Annotated in this window: 16 protein-coding genes and 1 pseudogene; 11 read left to right on the top strand and 6 right to left on the bottom strand. The window is 65.8% G+C overall.

From position 1 onward, the window contains the following. Nucleotides 1–126 precede the first annotated feature (126 nt). Together ACO0E0_RS03910 and ACO0E0_RS03915 are read right to left on the bottom strand one after the other, a co-directional pair. Nucleotides 127–849, bottom strand: a complete 723-nt coding sequence (locus tag ACO0E0_RS03910) for a recombinase family protein (RefSeq protein WP_422870093.1) — start codon at nucleotides 847–849, stop codon at nucleotides 127–129. Between the two features lie 312 nt (nucleotides 850–1,161). Continuing rightward, a complete protein-coding gene (locus ACO0E0_RS03915; protein ID WP_422870094.1) occupies nucleotides 1,162–1,377 on the bottom strand; it encodes a hypothetical protein in 216 nt (71 codons plus the stop codon). A 277-nt stretch (nucleotides 1,378–1,654) separates the two neighbouring features. On the opposite strand from ACO0E0_RS03915, the gene ACO0E0_RS03920 reads away from it, so the two are divergent. The 4 genes and pseudogenes from ACO0E0_RS03920 to ACO0E0_RS03935 all read left to right on the top strand — a co-directional run. Next, nucleotides 1,655–2,500 (top strand): hypothetical protein, encoded by an 846-nt coding sequence (locus ACO0E0_RS03920; RefSeq protein WP_422870095.1) that lies wholly within the window; start codon nucleotides 1,655–1,657, stop codon nucleotides 2,498–2,500. A 171-nt stretch (nucleotides 2,501–2,671) separates the two neighbouring features. After that, nucleotides 2,672–3,889 (top strand): DNA cytosine methyltransferase, encoded by a 1,218-nt coding sequence (locus ACO0E0_RS03925; protein ID WP_422870096.1) that lies wholly within the window; start codon nucleotides 2,672–2,674, stop codon nucleotides 3,887–3,889. Nucleotides 3,890–3,922: 33 nt separating this feature from the next. After that, entirely contained in the window at nucleotides 3,923–4,996 is a 1,074-nt protein-coding gene (locus ACO0E0_RS03930) for a restriction endonuclease, SacI family (protein ID WP_422870097.1), read from the top strand. Then, nucleotides 4,995–5,120, top strand: a pseudogene (locus ACO0E0_RS03935) (IS3 family transposase); the annotation flags it as partial. The gene ACO0E0_RS03930 and the pseudogene ACO0E0_RS03935, both read left to right, overlap by 2 nt. Here ACO0E0_RS03935 and ACO0E0_RS03940 read toward each other — a convergent pair. Beyond that, a complete protein-coding gene (locus tag ACO0E0_RS03940) occupies nucleotides 5,092–5,655 on the bottom strand; it encodes a hypothetical protein (protein ID WP_422870098.1) in 564 nt (187 codons plus the stop codon). The pseudogene ACO0E0_RS03935 and the gene ACO0E0_RS03940 overlap by 29 nt on opposite strands. Here ACO0E0_RS03940 and ACO0E0_RS03945 point away from each other — a divergent pair. Then, the gene (locus tag ACO0E0_RS03945; protein WP_422870099.1) at nucleotides 5,654–5,968 is read left to right on the top strand and encodes a hypothetical protein; all 315 of its coding nucleotides are present in this window, start codon (nucleotides 5,654–5,656) and stop codon (nucleotides 5,966–5,968) included. The genes ACO0E0_RS03940 and ACO0E0_RS03945 overlap by 2 nt on opposite strands. A gap of 596 nt (nucleotides 5,969–6,564) precedes the next feature. On the opposite strand, the gene ACO0E0_RS03950 is transcribed toward ACO0E0_RS03945, so the two are convergent. Next, entirely contained in the window at nucleotides 6,565–7,764 is a 1,200-nt protein-coding gene (locus ACO0E0_RS03950) for a Fic family protein (protein ID WP_422870100.1), read from the bottom strand. Nucleotides 7,765–8,278: 514 nt separating this feature from the next. Between ACO0E0_RS03950 and ACO0E0_RS03955 the strand changes: the two genes are divergently transcribed. Continuing rightward, complete coding sequence (locus tag ACO0E0_RS03955; RefSeq protein ID WP_422870101.1) at nucleotides 8,279–8,476, top strand: hypothetical protein; 198 nt, start codon at nucleotides 8,279–8,281, stop codon at nucleotides 8,474–8,476. 367 nt (nucleotides 8,477–8,843) lie between these two features. On the opposite strand, the gene ACO0E0_RS03960 is transcribed toward ACO0E0_RS03955, so the two are convergent. Further along, on the bottom strand, nucleotides 8,844–9,098 hold the full coding sequence (locus ACO0E0_RS03960) for a hypothetical protein (RefSeq protein ID WP_422870102.1): 255 nt from the start codon (nucleotides 9,096–9,098) through the stop codon (nucleotides 8,844–8,846). Nucleotides 9,099–9,891: 793 nt separating this feature from the next. Here ACO0E0_RS03960 and ACO0E0_RS03965 point away from each other — a divergent pair. From ACO0E0_RS03965 to ACO0E0_RS03985, 5 genes are all read left to right on the top strand, one after another. Further along, a complete protein-coding gene (locus tag ACO0E0_RS03965; protein WP_422870103.1) occupies nucleotides 9,892–10,248 on the top strand; it encodes a VOC family protein in 357 nt (118 codons plus the stop codon). Beyond that, the gene (locus tag ACO0E0_RS03970; protein WP_422870104.1) at nucleotides 10,245–10,694 is read left to right on the top strand and encodes a MarR family winged helix-turn-helix transcriptional regulator; all 450 of its coding nucleotides are present in this window, start codon (nucleotides 10,245–10,247) and stop codon (nucleotides 10,692–10,694) included. Before ACO0E0_RS03965 ends, ACO0E0_RS03970 begins: the two co-directional genes overlap by 4 nt. A 7-nt stretch (nucleotides 10,695–10,701) precedes the next feature. Then, nucleotides 10,702–11,241 (top strand): DUF805 domain-containing protein, encoded by a 540-nt coding sequence (locus ACO0E0_RS03975; protein WP_422870105.1) that lies wholly within the window; start codon nucleotides 10,702–10,704, stop codon nucleotides 11,239–11,241. A 186-nt stretch (nucleotides 11,242–11,427) separates the two neighbouring features. After that, nucleotides 11,428–12,693, top strand: a complete 1,266-nt coding sequence (locus ACO0E0_RS03980) for an aspartate carbamoyltransferase (protein WP_422870106.1) — start codon at nucleotides 11,428–11,430, stop codon at nucleotides 12,691–12,693. Between the two features lie 37 nt (nucleotides 12,694–12,730). Further along, nucleotides 12,731–13,366 (top strand): LppP/LprE family lipoprotein, encoded by a 636-nt coding sequence (locus tag ACO0E0_RS03985; RefSeq protein WP_422870107.1) that lies wholly within the window; start codon nucleotides 12,731–12,733, stop codon nucleotides 13,364–13,366. A 10-nt stretch (nucleotides 13,367–13,376) separates the two neighbouring features. On the opposite strand, the gene ACO0E0_RS03990 is transcribed toward ACO0E0_RS03985, so the two are convergent. Beyond that, complete coding sequence (locus tag ACO0E0_RS03990; protein ID WP_422870108.1) at nucleotides 13,377–14,387, bottom strand: LacI family DNA-binding transcriptional regulator; 1,011 nt, start codon at nucleotides 14,385–14,387, stop codon at nucleotides 13,377–13,379. Between the last annotated feature and the right edge of the window lie 30 nt (nucleotides 14,388–14,417).

The following is a 14,417-nucleotide window of genomic DNA, read 5'->3' on the forward strand; positions in this document are numbered from 1 at the left end:
GGTTCGAATTGAACGAATAGGCTCACCACCCAATCGAGGAGGCGAAGCCCCGATGCGATGGTGACGAGCGGCACCAGAATCTTGCTGTACCAGGTCAGCCGCCCGTAGAGACCACCAGCCAGCCGCTTAGGATGCCTCGTGACCTTCGACATGGGAAACATCCTTCGCGTTGGCTCTGACCTTGTCTGCTTCCCACTGATCCGGAGTCACATAGGGCGGGAGAGAGGGGTAGATGCCGGGAACCCGACCGATCAGCGACTTCGAGACATTCCAGTCTCTAGCGAGTTCGTCCGGGCTCTTCTTGCTGTCGTAGTCTGCCCTGATCGCTGTGACCGCCGCCTGAGTTAGCTTCGGCTTCTTGCCGAGCCTCGATCCCTTCGACACCTTGACGGCTCGACCCTCATCCATGCGGCTACGGATCAGTGACCGCTCGGACTCGGCTAGTGCCCCGAACATCTGAAGCACCAGCTTGGAGAAAGGCGAACCGGCGTCGTAGATGTAGCCGTCATCGATTGCCTGGAAGCTTGCGCCCAGAGCACCGAGTTCCCTGACGCTAGTGAGCAAATCTTCCAGCGACCGAGAGAACCGGTCGAGCTTGGTGACGCACACCACTACCTCGTGACCAGCATCTCGCAGCTCCTTGACCCGAGCCATGAGATCGATGAACCCGGGAGCTTCGCGGTTCTTAGCCCCAGAGACAGCCCAATCCTCGAAGATATCGGTACAGCCAGCCGAAGTGAGTAGGTTCTTCTGGTTCTCGGTGCTCTGTTTGAGTGACGAGGCGCGTGCATAGCTTAGAGCGTGGCTCTCAGCGTCACCAGTCAGCCTAATCTTGATTGTGTTTACCATGGTCTTCCTCCTGCGTGCTTGTAGCGGTCATCGAGCCAGGCTCGGCGGCCTGAAACTCACAGGGCATGAGAGTGATCCTTGGAATGAGCGAATGTATTGCTCCGTCCTTAGCTGGCCACGGGTATGTGAAGCGCACTTCGTACTGGACTGGTTCTGTCGAGAGTGAGAGCCGAATACGGTGGACTGGGACGGTGCGGTGTGTTTGGTGGAAGATTAGGCGAGATGCCTTGATCAGAGCGGCTGGTGTCGGGTTCATGACCCCTCCTCGGAGCTCGGGGTGGTTCTACACAACGGCCGCATCGCCTAGTGGGTTCAGTCGAAGAAGCGAAAGGTGACGGCTTCGTGAGCCGTATCGTCTGCGTGGGTCTCGTCGAAGCTCACCCAGTCGTGGCGGAAGGTAACCAGGTATTGAGCGAGAAAGCCGACGACATCGGGATCAGTGATGCCCCGGTTGCTGACCTCTTCGCTGGCGATCTGGTAGGCGGACCAGCGGATCTGGTCGGGTTGAGAGTCGGTGAAGTCGTCCATTTGATGCCTCCTGGGTTGCAAGGCGGTGTTGCCTCGGAGACCAATACCAAAACGCGGTCACGAAACCGTTAGCAGGTTATCGAACTGGAAAGTTCGAAGACCGACAGTTACAACCTGCTCGCCCTAACGCCCTAGCTACTCGACTTGGAGCCAAAGCTCACCGATGCGCGCACACCGATGGCGGAGATATGCCCGGCGCGGAGGTGCGAGACAACAGCACCGGGCCCGAAACCGAGGACAGATCACGGTTGTCGGTAGTCGTCAGTACGCTGGCGGCATGAGCGATGGCGCATGGAGTCCTGTAATTCCGACGGGTAGAGAAGAAGCTCTCACCGAGCAGTTCCCCGGCTACTTGCGAGAGGCAATCTTCCGGTGGCTGAAAAGCGAAGTGGAGATAAATAGTGGCTATGCCCGATCAGACAATTTCGTGGACTTTCAAAACGCCTCTCGTACCGACCTTGGTTTTCACGCCGATTCGCTCATGGACTGGGAAGGGACGGTGCTTCCTTACGTGCGGAAGATGAGCACTGAGAACTTCACCAGCCTCGTTGACTACTTCGCAAGCACGGGCTACCTACCCCAAGGCCAGCAACACGCTCTGGAGAGCATGCTCAGCGATGGAGGATCAGCCTGGACAGTGATCCGATGGAACGGAATACACGCTCGTCTTACCAAGCGAGTGTCCGACGGAGTGCAGCTCGCAGTCCGGGATGTTCTCAGCGCTACGGACGCCGCCTCGGGAAAGCTCCAGGAGGCGTGGCTCGATGCCTACGGAACGAGCCCCCGAGCCTCCGTTGCATATAGCCACGCTGTGGTCGCCGTCGAAGCGGCGGCTTGGTCTCTCGTCGAGACCGGCAAGAATGAGCCGACGCTAGGCACGGTCATCACCGTGCTCGAGGCATCGAACCCAAGATGGCGACTCGTGCTGCGGGACAACGACAAGGCTCCGAGCGCAAAGAGCCTCGCAACGATGATGCGCGTGCTTTGGCGAGGCCACGCGAGCCGGCACGGTCGCCCCGACTACACAGATGCCAGCCTCGAAGAGGCGAGGGCTGCCGTGATCCTTGCTGCGACGCTGGTCCAGTGGCTCACCTCTGGCGTGGTAATCCCTGCCGAGGCTTGATCTCTAGACAGGTGCGACACAACGGCTGAGGGCCACGACCCAAAGAGGAATCGTGGCCCGCAGCTGAGCGCGTACCCCATGACGGCCTGCGTCGGCGCTTACGCGTGCGGCTCGACCTGCCGAGCAGCTCACTTCGTCGAGGGGTCATAGGCTCGCGATACGATGGTGATCATGCCTACAGAGCCCGCCAGCGCCGTTGCCTCGATGGGCTCTAAAGTCCCTGTGATCAGCCTATTCTCCGGCGCCGGAGGACTAGATCTCGCTGTTGAGCGAGTCGCTGACGGACCACTGTCAGCTCCAGCCGTGCCCACACCGGGCCCGTTCCATGTGGCGGTCGCCACTGACTACGCTCCCCAAGCCCTGGACACTCTAGCGCTGAACCTTCCCGGAACGACCACGCTCTCTGGAGACATCCGGACGACACCGACCTCGCAACTTCTTCGGCTTGGTTCGCTCTCGGAGGGAGACGCAGCTCTAGTCGTAGGCGGGCCACCCTGCACCCCGTTCTCCAAATCCGGCTTCTGGCTCGCCGAGAAGCGAGAGTCTCGCGACCCGAACGCCTCACTGCTCGAGGAATATGTGCGGGTTGTCGCACAGTCCCGCCCCGAGGCGTTTGTTCTTGAGAATGTTCAAGCCTTGACCTACAAGACCCACCAGGGACACTTCCAGCAGCTCCTAGCGACGCTCTCGGAACTCGGTTACAACCCTCAGTGGAAAACTCTTCTTGCGGCAGATTTCGGAGTACCCCAGCTTCGCAAGCGAGTGTTCATCGTGGGGCGTCGGGACGGCATAGCGTTCCAGTTCCCGGAGCCAACCCACGCGGGGCCCAGCGAAACAACACGAACATGGGATCTGTCCAAGCCAGCCCATGTAACGGCAGAGCAGGCATTTGCGGGTCTAGCAAGCGTTCCGGAGCCCGGCGAACTTGTCGAGGGGAAGTACGGCGAACTCGCCGCAGAGATCCCGGGTGGCCAAAACTACCTCTGGCACACCTCACGCTACGGCGGCCGGGATGCGTTCGAGTGGCGTTCGCGCTACTGGACATTCCTCCTGCGGCTCGGTCGGGACAAGCCAAGCTCTACCCTCCAGGCACAGCCCGGGCCGTATGTGGGCCCGTTCCACTGGGAAAACTTGCCCAACGAAGATGGTGACCTTCGTGCGCGCCGCCTCCGAGTATCCGAGCTTCTTCGACTCATGACCTTCCCGGATAGCTTCAAGCTCGTGGGCAGCCGCGCGGACATCCAGCGTCAGCTTGGTAACGCTGTCCCGCTCGAACTAGGCAAGGCTGTGCTTCGAGCGCTAACGGTGCAGCTCGGCTATATTGATGCGGAAACAGACAGCGACGACCGGCTTGTCCGCGCTACGAACAGTGCAGTGCTGATCGGTTGACATCGGCGGCAAGGGGTCGAGGAAGGCTCCCTCTTGCCGATCAGCATCGACTACCAGGTCGCTCAGCAAATTCTTCTCGACGCACTGGCACTAGCACGAAGCGGTGCTCGCTTGCCCGTGGAGTGGAAGAGCCATGCTCGGGCGGTGTTTGAACTGGACGCCAAGACTTGGACGCCGGCCTTTGCCACGCTGCTACTGGCCAAGGCGACCGATGAGCAGATCGACACCATGAGTCTCAAGGCCGAGAGCGACAACCCCAGCGCCTACAGCGCCCGCGGACTCTGCCACGCCATCCTCGTCCCAGCCGCTGTCGCGCATGGATTCTCGATCAGGAACACCGGAAGGGAACCGCTGAACAATCAGCCGTTCTTCCGCTATGACCGCATCGATAAGATCGATCGAGTTCGCAACCCTGCGGATCGAGAGTACTTCTTCGATGTCACCCGACAAGCCAACAAGCTCACCAGCGCTGAGGCGCTCGAAGCTTTGGCCGCCTTTCTTCGCGAAGCGGTGGCGATCACTGCGGCGGCAAAAAGCGTGGTCGTTAAGACGAACGGCCTAACCGCCAATGGCACCCGCATCGCCGTCGAAGATTTCCTCCGCTTCGACGCAAAGGACAGACCGCACCGGCTTCAAGCGTTCGCCGCCGCCTGCCTCGACCTTCTCTACGACGATGTGAGGACCCGAAGAATCAACGATCCATCTCGGGATCTACCCGGAGATGTGCACGCGATGATCGGTAAAAATGCAGCTGTTGCGGTGGAGGTCAGAGGTAAAGCAGTAACCGCATCTGATCTCTCGACCTTCGTGGCCGCTTGCGAATCGGCAAGCGTGAGCCGAGCCGTCATGTTCACTGATGCTCCCCAGCAGATTGACTTAAAGGCTCATGTAGCCGTGAATAATCAGATGCTTGGCTCCATCCAAGTAGCGGCCTTCGGATCAGCAGCGGAGTTGCTAGCCGACACTCTTCTCTGGGCTCGCCTCGCACTCGAACCCGCAATCGACTCGTTCACCAAGCGTCTTCTAGTTCGACTCCAGGAGATCGAAGTGACCGTGCCAACTCTGCAGGAGTGGAGTCGAGCGGTCGCAGTCGCTCAGAGCAGGTAGATCGGCGATCATCACCTGGATCGAAGCGACCTACCACCGGAAACGGCGGCAACGTGGTCTGGGAAAGTTGACCCCGATCGAGTACGAGACGATCATCAACCCACAGGTCGCACTCGCGGCCTAAACGAACGAGTCAACCAAACCTGCAGCAGTCCCGAGCGGTAGTTCGGCGAGTTGGTTTCATCATGGTTCCTCCTTAGTGATGAGCAAGCCATATCGAGCGGGAGCCGAGCAGGACGACGCAGGTGCGACACCACCGCTCGTCCGGTGATGACGTCAGCTTTCTGACGGACGAGTGACGCTTTAATGTCGAGGGCCGTCTTGATTGAGTCGAGGTAACGGTCGGCGAGGCGTTGTGCCACCAAGCCGAAGCGTCGCGCTGGGCGGAGCGCGACGGCTGCGCACAGCAGACCAAGGCACGCTAAGCCGAGGGCGATGACACCGCCGACGGGGAACGCAGTCCACAGCTGCGCCGCCGATGCTGCGACGACGACACCGGCAGCAACTGTGAGGAACGAGGCCTTGTTCGCGACGCTTGACGACCGCAGCTCCCCGTCCTCGGTGATGCGATCGATTTCTTCGATGAGCAGACGGACGCGAGCGAAACGTGCACGCTGCGCTGCAGCTGCGGCAGTCTGCTTGTTGTTTGGCCGCATCATGATCCTTCCGGCCGGGCGTCGATGCGACGTCTGGTCATGTCTGGAACCGTCTCGCATCGAGCGCCGCGAGCGCCTGATAGCTGGTCAGCCGAGCCGAAGCAAACGCTCGACCATCGCTTTCAAAGAACGCGAAATCACCGGTCGCCCCGAAGGCACCGGTCTGATCCTGCCCGATGCGGTCGAACTCCTCGATGACCGAGTCGACCGTCTTCCTATTGTCATCGAGAAGTTTGACAGTGTGGCGAGCGACCGCAATCTCCTCATCCCAACCGACTGCCACGGCTGCCGCAGCATCCCGCCGGCGGCGACGTAGCTGGTCAAGGCCCTCGTGAAGGATGCGAGCGCATTGGGGGGGGGGCAACAGTAAGGCCAACCGTCTCCGATCACGGGGACTCAGCCTCGGTCAGTACCAACGAAACGACGAGGCTCACGTCATCGGCAAGCATGGCGACGTCAAGCTGTTCCGGCGGCATCGCTTGACCGGACCGTCGTCTCGCCTTTGCGGCGCTTCCACTCACGTCCACCATCATGCCGGAGGTCAGCGGGCCGCACGGAACGGACGACGCAACCGCGACCAGACCTCACGACGGGCGGCGTCGGGAGGTGCAGGAAACGCCTCTGATCAGGCACTTTGCGAGAACGGGGAAAAGTGCCTCCGTCCCAGAGGAAAGTCAGCGTGGAGTCGATCAGGAACCGCCGCCGGTGCCCACGAGTTCGGGCTTCCACGAGACCCGCAGACGACCCGCCACAGAAAACCCGCGTTCGCGCGGGGGTTTTCTTGTTGCTAGGAGTGCCCGTGGTGCGTCCTTGGTGCAGATCTCGCTCCGGACGTCCCGTGCTGCACGACCGAAGTCTCCCGAACTCACGCCGGAGTCAGCCCCCTGCGTCGAGCAACTGGGCAACCCAGCGTCAGGCCGCGCGGAGCCTCGTGATGCGCTCGCGGATGCGAAGGTCGAGGTCCTCGAACTCGTCGAGCACGTCCATCGCGGCGTACGCGCGGCCGCGGACCCGTTCGGTGACGGCTTCGACGACGGCGGCCTCCTCGAGGACCCGCACTCCGCGGTAGACGCTCCGCTCGGGGACATCGCCCAGTTCCGCTGCGAGCTGCTCGACGCTGAACACCGGCAGCGAAAGCAGGACCGGCAGTATCCGGTCGGCGGCGCTGCCGGCGCGCGGGGACGCCTGCTCCCGCCACGCCGTCTCAAACCGAGCGAAGACGCGCGCGGTCCCGCGCGCCTCCCGAGCAGCCGTCTCGATGCAGAGTGCCAGGTCGGTGACGATCGGCGCCGCGTCGCCGGTCCGGTAGGCGGTCAGCAGTGAGAAGTAGTGCGTTGTGTCCGCGGCGAGGGCGCTGGCGACGGGTAGCACCGTGTGCGGCGTGACACCCCTTCGGCGGAGGATCGCGCCGATGAGCGCTCGGCCGATGCGGCCGTTGCCGTCGGTGAACGGGTGGATGCTCTCGAACTGAGCGTGCGCGATCGCGGCCTGAGTGACCGGCTCGACGTCGTCGCGGTTCGAGAACGCGATGAGGTCGTCCAGGAGCGCGGGCACCTCCTCTGGAGGTGGCGGGACGTACAGCGCGCCGCGGGGCGAGTACTGCGAGCCACCGATCCAGTTCTGGACGTCGCGGACGCGGCCTGCGTACGGCCGCTCGGATAGGTCCGGGTCGGCCTTCATGAGGGCGTGGTGCGCGGCGAGGATCTCGTCGAGTGTGATCGTCGTGCAGGACGCTGCGATGAGCTTCGTGATCGCGGTGCCGGCAGCGACCATCGACATCGCCGAGGCGTTCTCCTTGAGCCCACCGATGGCGCGCGCGAACGCGACCGGGGTTGCTTCGATGTGCTCGATGCGGCTCGACGCGACCGACTCCATGCGGATGAGGAAGCCGGCGAGCGGGCTGAGCACGCCGTCAGCGACGCGCTCGAGGTCGGCGGCCTCGTACCGAGCACGCTGGAGCTCGCGCTCGGCGATGACGGGCACGTTCAGGTGGGCGATCCGCGGTGGGATCGAGACCGTGACCTCGGAGAGCGTTCGGTCCTCGCGAGTGCCGCGCCGGCTCGTGCTCGCCCAGGGGACGATGCGCTGGGAGTGGGCTGGCCAGTACGTCATCATGACTCCTTCCCGGCGACAGCTCTGCCAATGATGTCATTCAGCCGGGCAAAGTGACAATAGCGGTGAGGTCGTCGCCACCGCAGAGAGCCAAAGTGGGCGGATCGAGCGGGCGGGACGTGCGCTGCGATCGCGCCAGCGACGACGGTGACGTCGTCTGGCTCCGCAAGCGCGCGAGCTGCTTTGCGCGGAATCACCGAGGGGCCCTCGCCGCTCGTCCTCCAGTACTCCCTCGATGTCCAGGTCCTCAACCGGCGGTGTGCGCTCCGTCAGGTGCAGCCCGATGGTCTTCGGGTCGGCTGGCAGCACCAAGCCAACCCGCTTCAACCCGCGCTGACCTCGCGCGCCGCAGGCCCCACCACGAGAACTCGCAGGAGCCGAGTATGAACGACGTCGTCACCATTCCTCGCGATGACTCAGGTTGCATGCGGATCATCGGAGTGGCCTCGAACCTCGCCGTGCGCGACGCGGAAGCACGGAACGGCCCGTCGTGGGTTCCTCAGATGGGAGAAGAATGTTCAGCAAGCAGCACGCGGCCTTGATCGATGCCATCGGCGCAGCCACCGCGCCGACGTGGAGCGACCGGGCCCTGCTGGGATGCTTGGAGAAACTCCGCGACGGCGGTCCCACCGAATGGCAATTGGTCACGGTGCACGATGCATGGCCGCTTGGCGACGTCGACGGCTTCTGTGTCGTCTTCACCTCCCCCTAGGGACCACGGGTGGGCGTGCGCGTGATCAGGGACACACCGCCCGGTGCACCGTTCTACCCGTCCGGGCTCTCCGCGCAACCATTCTCCGGCGGTGTTCCCAGCGCTGAGGAGTTCGGGCAGGAGATCGCGGATCTCGACATCGCGGAACCGCTCGGTTCATTCGGGAGCCGGCTCGTCATCGACGGAACGGGTCTGGGATGGTGGGGTGACCCTCCCCTACCGGGAATCCGCAGTCGGTCGGCGAACCGGTGAGGACAGGAGCGCAGGCCAGGGCTCGCCAGCTCGATTGATTCATCGCGACGATGCTCCGGGTGTGCACAGGCCCCGTGTCGCATTTCCGTCAGCTTCCTCGCGATGTCAGGTCTGGTCAGCGTCCGCTGGGCCGGCGGCGCGGAGATTTCTTGATGACCCAGATGAGTCCGCCGACGGTGACGAACTGGAGTACACCGGCGGCGATCTGTAGCCACACCCAGACCGGAGACGGCCCGAACGTGATCAGGTGCGCCGCGACTCTGACGTTGATGATGGCAACGAAAACGGCAATTCCGATGAGATGACCGGTTCTGATGCCGCGCCCGACCCTGGTCTCGCGGACACTAGGTTCGCGATGTCGTAAGAACATGCCGTCAGTCAACACCGTTCTGCTCGAGACATGGGTGGGGCTCCATCGATCTACGGCGTAGCTCTCACTCATCAAGACCGGACAGTGCGGCCCGACCACTCACGGCTAGCGTGACCGGCGTCCTGGCGCTCCTTGTATCGCCCGCCGAGAGTGGATAAGCACCGCGGTGGGCCAGCCCAACTCCTGTTGCAGCTGCGCCGCTAGGGTCGGAATTCCAGAGCCTGAAGCGCCGGGGATCACCCCGAGCACAACAGGAAGGTTCGGACTTCGCCGGCCGTTCGATGGCCTGCCGGGCGCTTCCGCGCAGGAGGATGCTGGTCGGATGACAGACGGCGACGAAGGAAGCAGAGTTCCGCGTCGCTTCCGAACGCTGCGACCAAACCCCCTCCGGGACGTTCTCCCTTGGGTGGGTGTCGTGGTGGGAGTGGTCCTGGTCGTTCGAGGGGTCTTCGACCTCGCCAGACACCATGGGCCCGAGCAGCTCTTCGTGGGTGCCGGCCTGGCAGTGATCGGCTTGGTCGTGTTCTTCGTCAACCGATGGCAGGCGAGGAGAGGACTCTGACGTCGTCTCGTACACCGATCGGCTCCCGAACGCGTCGACGCCATCGCTCGGCCGTGATCGCGGGGTCGACCGCTCCCTGATCAGCTCCGTCGATCGCCACGTCGCAAGCCCGAGCCGCCCCGGATCGGCGGTGCTTCCAGCTGCGCCCACGCCGGAGAGCGAGAGCAGACAGCGCGCACAAGGCGTGCTGTAGGGTTGACAGGCACCTGTCAATATCGGACGATAGGAGTCATGACCGATGACAAGTTCGCAACCCTCCGTCGTGTCATCGTCAGCACGAGCGACCTCGCCCGGGCAGACGAGTTCTACGGCCAGCTCCTCCGCCTGCCACTGATCTCGGCACAAGGCGGGTTCCGCACCTACGACCTGGCCGGCGGCCATCAACTGCTCCTCCACGAGCGCGCCACCGAGCCCAGCGACACCGCCGTGTCGCTCGGGTTCACGGTCGCAGACCTCGACACCACCGTCGACCGATGGCGCCAGCACGGCGGCATCGTCCTCGATGAGCCGGAGGCACAGCCCTGGGGCGAGGTCATGGCCGTCGTGCGGGATCCGGACGGGCATGTCGTGTGTCTCAGCCAGCGATGACGACCGTCGGGGGGCCGACGGACGGTGACGAGTCCGTCAGCCGCCTCGTCAACTCGATCTTCCTCGCGGCGGCTGACCTCACTCGTGCCGGGGACCTCCTCGCCGCGCCGGACGGACTGACCGCTGCCCGGTGGCTCGTCCTCGGTGCTCTGGCCGACGGGCCCTTGCGTGTGGCCGACATCGCGCGTCGCCGCGGGCTGACGCGACAGTCCGCGCGCGAGAGCATCGGCCGTCTCACACGCGATCGGATGGTCGAGCGGCGGGCCAATCCCGACGATGCCCGCGCGCCACTGTTCGCGCTGACGCAGACGGCCCGTGACGCCCTCGATGCGATCGAACCGCGTCGCGCGGCGTGGGCCGCGCGACTGCTGAGCCACGTGGATCGTTCGGACCTCGAAGCGACCGAGCGCACACTCGAACGCCTCCGGGCGCGGCTGATGAGCTAGGCCCGACGTGCACGGGGAGTTCGTCACCGACCGGCACCGCCGGGACGATGGCCAGCCGGCCCAGTACGGCACACCGCGCGCCCCGGGCGGTGAACCGCCCCTCTGGGCGCCCTGGTACGGGATCTCGTTCCCCCGGGCCTTCACCCGGTTCTGGAAGAAGTACGCCGCGTTCTCCGGGCGTGCGAGCCGCAGCGAGTACTGGTGGTGGTCCCTCTGGAACGTCATCGTCGTCGCCGTGCTCTCGACCATCGTCGGCGTCATCGCGGCGGCGACCGGTGACTACTCCACGCACGCCGCCGCGACGAGCACCGGTGCATCGGCGGGCGTCGAGACCCAGTCCCCGGCGGGCATCATCCTCGTCGTCTGGTACCTCGCGGTCCTGATCCCGACCATCGCCATCCAGGTCCGTCGCCTCCACGACGTCAACCTGCGCGGCTGGTGGGTCCTGCTCGCGCTCATCCCGTTCCTCGGCGGCATCGCCGTCCTCGTCATGACGATCCTGCCGTCGAACCCGGAGGGGCAGCGATTCGACCGTCCCACCTCGTGATGCCGGCGAGAGCCGACCTGCGCCGGGGGGCGCGGGCGACCGCCTGACGGACTGGAGGCGCGGTCCGGGCCGACGCCGCACCTCCCGTCCGGCAGGCAGACCGGTCACCACCGGGCCGGATGCCGACGTGGGCCGGATGCCGACGTGGGTATGGCTCGATGCCCACAATGTGGGTATCATCGAGGTATGGCTCTTGCGCAGCAGATCGTCCTGCGGGACGCGATGCGCCGACTGGCCCTCACACGGGACGCCTTCGCGGCCCGGCTCGAGGTCAAGCGGCGGACCCTGGACTCCTGGCTCATCCCCTCGACCTCGGTCGACGCGCGGACCATGCCCGGCAACGTCCGGCTCCTCGTCGAGCACGTGCTTCACGAAGCGGGCCTCGCGGCGGCGACCATCGACCCGGCGTCGAGCCCCGGCTTCGGCGGCGAGCGGCACCTGCTGTCGGTGTCGCAGTTCGACCGCGCCGGCCTCGAGCGACTGTTCCGGGTGTCCGACGTCATGCAGCCGTTCGCCGCCCGGCAGAAGGTCACGCGGGTGCTCGAGGGCGCGGTGCTCGCCAACATGTTCTTCGAGGCGAGCACGCGGACGCGGCTGTCCTTCGGTGCCGCCTTCGCGCGTCTCGGCGGCGCGGTGCTCGACACGACCGGCGTGACGTTCTCGTCGATGGCCAAGGGCGAGTCGATCGCCGACACGTCGCGCGTCGTGGCCGGGTACGCCGACGCGATCGTCGTCCGCCACCCCGACGAGGGCTCGGTGGCGGAGTTCGCGGCGGCGAGCAACGTGCCGGTGCTGAACGCCGGCGACGGCATCGGCGAACACCCGAGTCAGGCGCTCCTCGACGTCTACACGGTGCAGCGGGAGTTCTCGTTCCTCGGCAAGCAGATCGACGGCGCGACCATCGCCGTGCTCGGCGACCTCCGCAACGGTCGTACGGTGCACTCGCTCGTGCGACTCCTCGCGCTCCACGAACGGATGACCTTCCGGCTGTACGCCCCGCCGTCCCTGGAGCTCCCCGCCGAACTCGAGGACCACCTCCGCATCCTCGGGCACCGCGTCGTCACGTCGCCGTCGGCGGCCGAGGCCGTCACGGGTGCCGACGTCGTCTACACGACCCGTATCCAACGCGAACGGATGCGCGACGAGGCGGACCTGAGCGGCTACCGCATCGACCGCACGTTCCTCGACCGCCACGTCGCCGCCGACGCCCTGGTGATGCACCCGTTGCCGCGGGACAGCCGGCCGGGTGCGGCCGACCTGGCGACGGACCTCGCCGGCGATCCGCGGGTGGCGATCTTCCGCCAGACCGACAACGGGATCGCGGTCCGGATGGCGGTCTTCGCCGAGGCGCTCGGCGTCTCCCACCTCGTCGACGAGGACACCCGGCCGACCACCTGGTTCGTCCCGGCCCGGTACGGGGTCGACGACCTGCCATTGCTCTCGGACGCCTGACGGCCGGCGGTACGGCCGGCGGTGCATCATGGTTCACATGTGGAACCATCGATCCGGGATCATCGTCGTCACCGTCGGCGCGACCGCCCTGCTGCTCGCCGGCTGCTCGGCCGCGTCCCACGCACCGGACCCGCAGCGTCCCACGTCGACGACACGGTCCCTCGGACACGCGACGTCGTCGTCCGCCGTCCCGTCCACCACGCCGAGTGCCGTGGCGACGTCGTCGACAGGAGGAGCGACAGGAGGAGCGGCAGGCGGATGCGGGACGTCGAGTGCGTCGACCGCGGTGCAGCACGCGATCCTCCGGATCCCGGACCCGATCCCGAGCCTCCCGAGTGCGCACTGGGACGCCGCGAACGCCGACGTCTCCGGCTACGCCCCGTGTTCCGCGCTGTCCTGGGCGGTCGTGTCGGTGTCCGACGGCACCCCGAGTTCACCGAACGCGATCCTGCTGTTCCACGACGGCGCGTTCCTCGGCACCGCGACCGCCGAGCAGTACCCGTTCCAGCCGAAGGTCGTCCGCACCTCGGATGCCGCGATCGCTGTGACCTACCGCTACCCCGAGGGGAACGACGCGAACGCGAACCCGTCGGGGACGGCGGACGCGACCTTCGCCTGGGACGACTCGGCGGGCAAGGTCGTGATGCACGGCAGCGTGCCGCCGGCGTCCTGACGGTCCGTCCTCAGCGGGCGACGTCGCACCCGCAGGACCGGCCGAGCACGAGCTCCGGAGCCATCAGCTGCCGACGGGCCGTGTCCTGTCCGCCCGTCGTCAGCACCCACTCCACCGCCGCGGCGCTCATCGCGGGCACCGGCTGGCGGACGACGGTGAGCTGCGGGGTGGTGTAGTCGGCCTCGATGGTGCCGTCGAAGGAGACGACCGCGACGTCGTCCGGCACCGACAGCCCGAGCTCGTCCAGCGCGCGCAGCAGACCGACCGCCTGCATGTCCGAGCTGACGAACACCGCGCGGGGGTGGTCGGGGTCGCCGAACATCCGCAGCCCGGCCGCGTACCCGCCGGGCCGGTCGAACGTGGTGCGGGCGATCGGCCCGTCGGGCAGCTCCACCGCCCGGAGTGCGTCGCGCCACCCTGCCTCACGCGCCTCGGTGCTCGTCCCGCCGCGACCGATGACGAGCCCGACGCGCTCGTGGCCGTGCTCGACCAGGTGTCCGGTCGCCTCGCGTGCACCGCGTCGGGCGTCGACACCGATGCTCGCGAAGTCGGGGACGAGGGAGAACGTGTTGAGCAGGACCATCGGCACGCCGGGGTCGGCGACGGCGGACAGGTCCGGTCGCGTCTCGACGCTCGTGACGATCAGGCCGTCGACCTGGCGGGCCGACAGGGTCCGGATCCGGTCCCGTTCGACGACCGGGTCGCCGTCGCTGCTCGAGATCAGGACCTCGTACCCGCGGGCCCCGGCGGCGCGCTCCACCTGGGTCGCGATCTCGGACCACAGCGGGTTGTCGAGCTCGGGCACGACCAGGCCGAGCATCCTGGTCGACCCGGTGCGGAGCGCCCGCGCACTGACGTTCGGTCGGTACCCGAGGACGCGGATCGCCTCGCGGACGCGCGTCGCGGTGGCTGCGGCGACCGGTCGCGGTCCCTCGTTGACGACGTAGCTCACCACGGAGGTGCTGACGCCGGCGTACCGGGCGACGTCCGTCCGGGTGACCCGCGCGGGGGTCTGGTTCACGTTCGCCTCCCGGGGCGGTCCCGGGTGCCG

It is taken from the genome of Curtobacterium phyllosphaerae, assembly GCF_049341865.1.
Classification (GTDB): Bacteria; Actinomycetota; Actinomycetes; order Actinomycetales; family Microbacteriaceae; genus Curtobacterium; species Curtobacterium phyllosphaerae.

Bases quoted from the DNA above. Each gene is read 5' to 3' on its own strand.
- ACO0E0_RS03910 (WP_422870093.1), bottom strand. From the start codon at position 849: ATGGTAAACACAATCAAGATTAGGCTGACTGGTGACGCTGAGAGCCAC.
- ACO0E0_RS03915 (WP_422870094.1), bottom strand. From the start codon at position 1,377: ATGGACGACTTCACCGACTCTCAACCCGACCAGATCCGCTGGTCCGCC.
- ACO0E0_RS03920 (WP_422870095.1), top strand. From the start codon at position 1,655: ATGAGCGATGGCGCATGGAGTCCTGTAATTCCGACGGGTAGAGAAGAA.
- ACO0E0_RS03925 (WP_422870096.1), top strand. From the start codon at position 2,672: ATGCCTACAGAGCCCGCCAGCGCCGTTGCCTCGATGGGCTCTAAAGTC.
- ACO0E0_RS03945 (WP_422870099.1), top strand. From the start codon at position 5,654: ATGATCCTTCCGGCCGGGCGTCGATGCGACGTCTGGTCATGTCTGGAA.
- ACO0E0_RS03940 (WP_422870098.1), bottom strand. From the start codon at position 5,655: ATGATGCGGCCAAACAACAAGCAGACTGCCGCAGCTGCAGCGCAGCGT.
- ACO0E0_RS03950 (WP_422870100.1), bottom strand. From the start codon at position 7,764: ATGACGTACTGGCCAGCCCACTCCCAGCGCATCGTCCCCTGGGCGAGC.
- ACO0E0_RS03955 (WP_422870101.1), top strand. From the start codon at position 8,279: ATGTTCAGCAAGCAGCACGCGGCCTTGATCGATGCCATCGGCGCAGCC.
- ACO0E0_RS03960 (WP_422870102.1), bottom strand. From the start codon at position 9,098: ATGTTCTTACGACATCGCGAACCTAGTGTCCGCGAGACCAGGGTCGGG.
- ACO0E0_RS03965 (WP_422870103.1), top strand. From the start codon at position 9,892: ATGACCGATGACAAGTTCGCAACCCTCCGTCGTGTCATCGTCAGCACG.
- ACO0E0_RS03970 (WP_422870104.1), top strand. From the start codon at position 10,245: ATGACGACCGTCGGGGGGCCGACGGACGGTGACGAGTCCGTCAGCCGC.
- ACO0E0_RS03980 (WP_422870106.1), top strand. From the start codon at position 11,428: ATGGCTCTTGCGCAGCAGATCGTCCTGCGGGACGCGATGCGCCGACTG.
- ACO0E0_RS03985 (WP_422870107.1), top strand. From the start codon at position 12,731: ATGTGGAACCATCGATCCGGGATCATCGTCGTCACCGTCGGCGCGACC.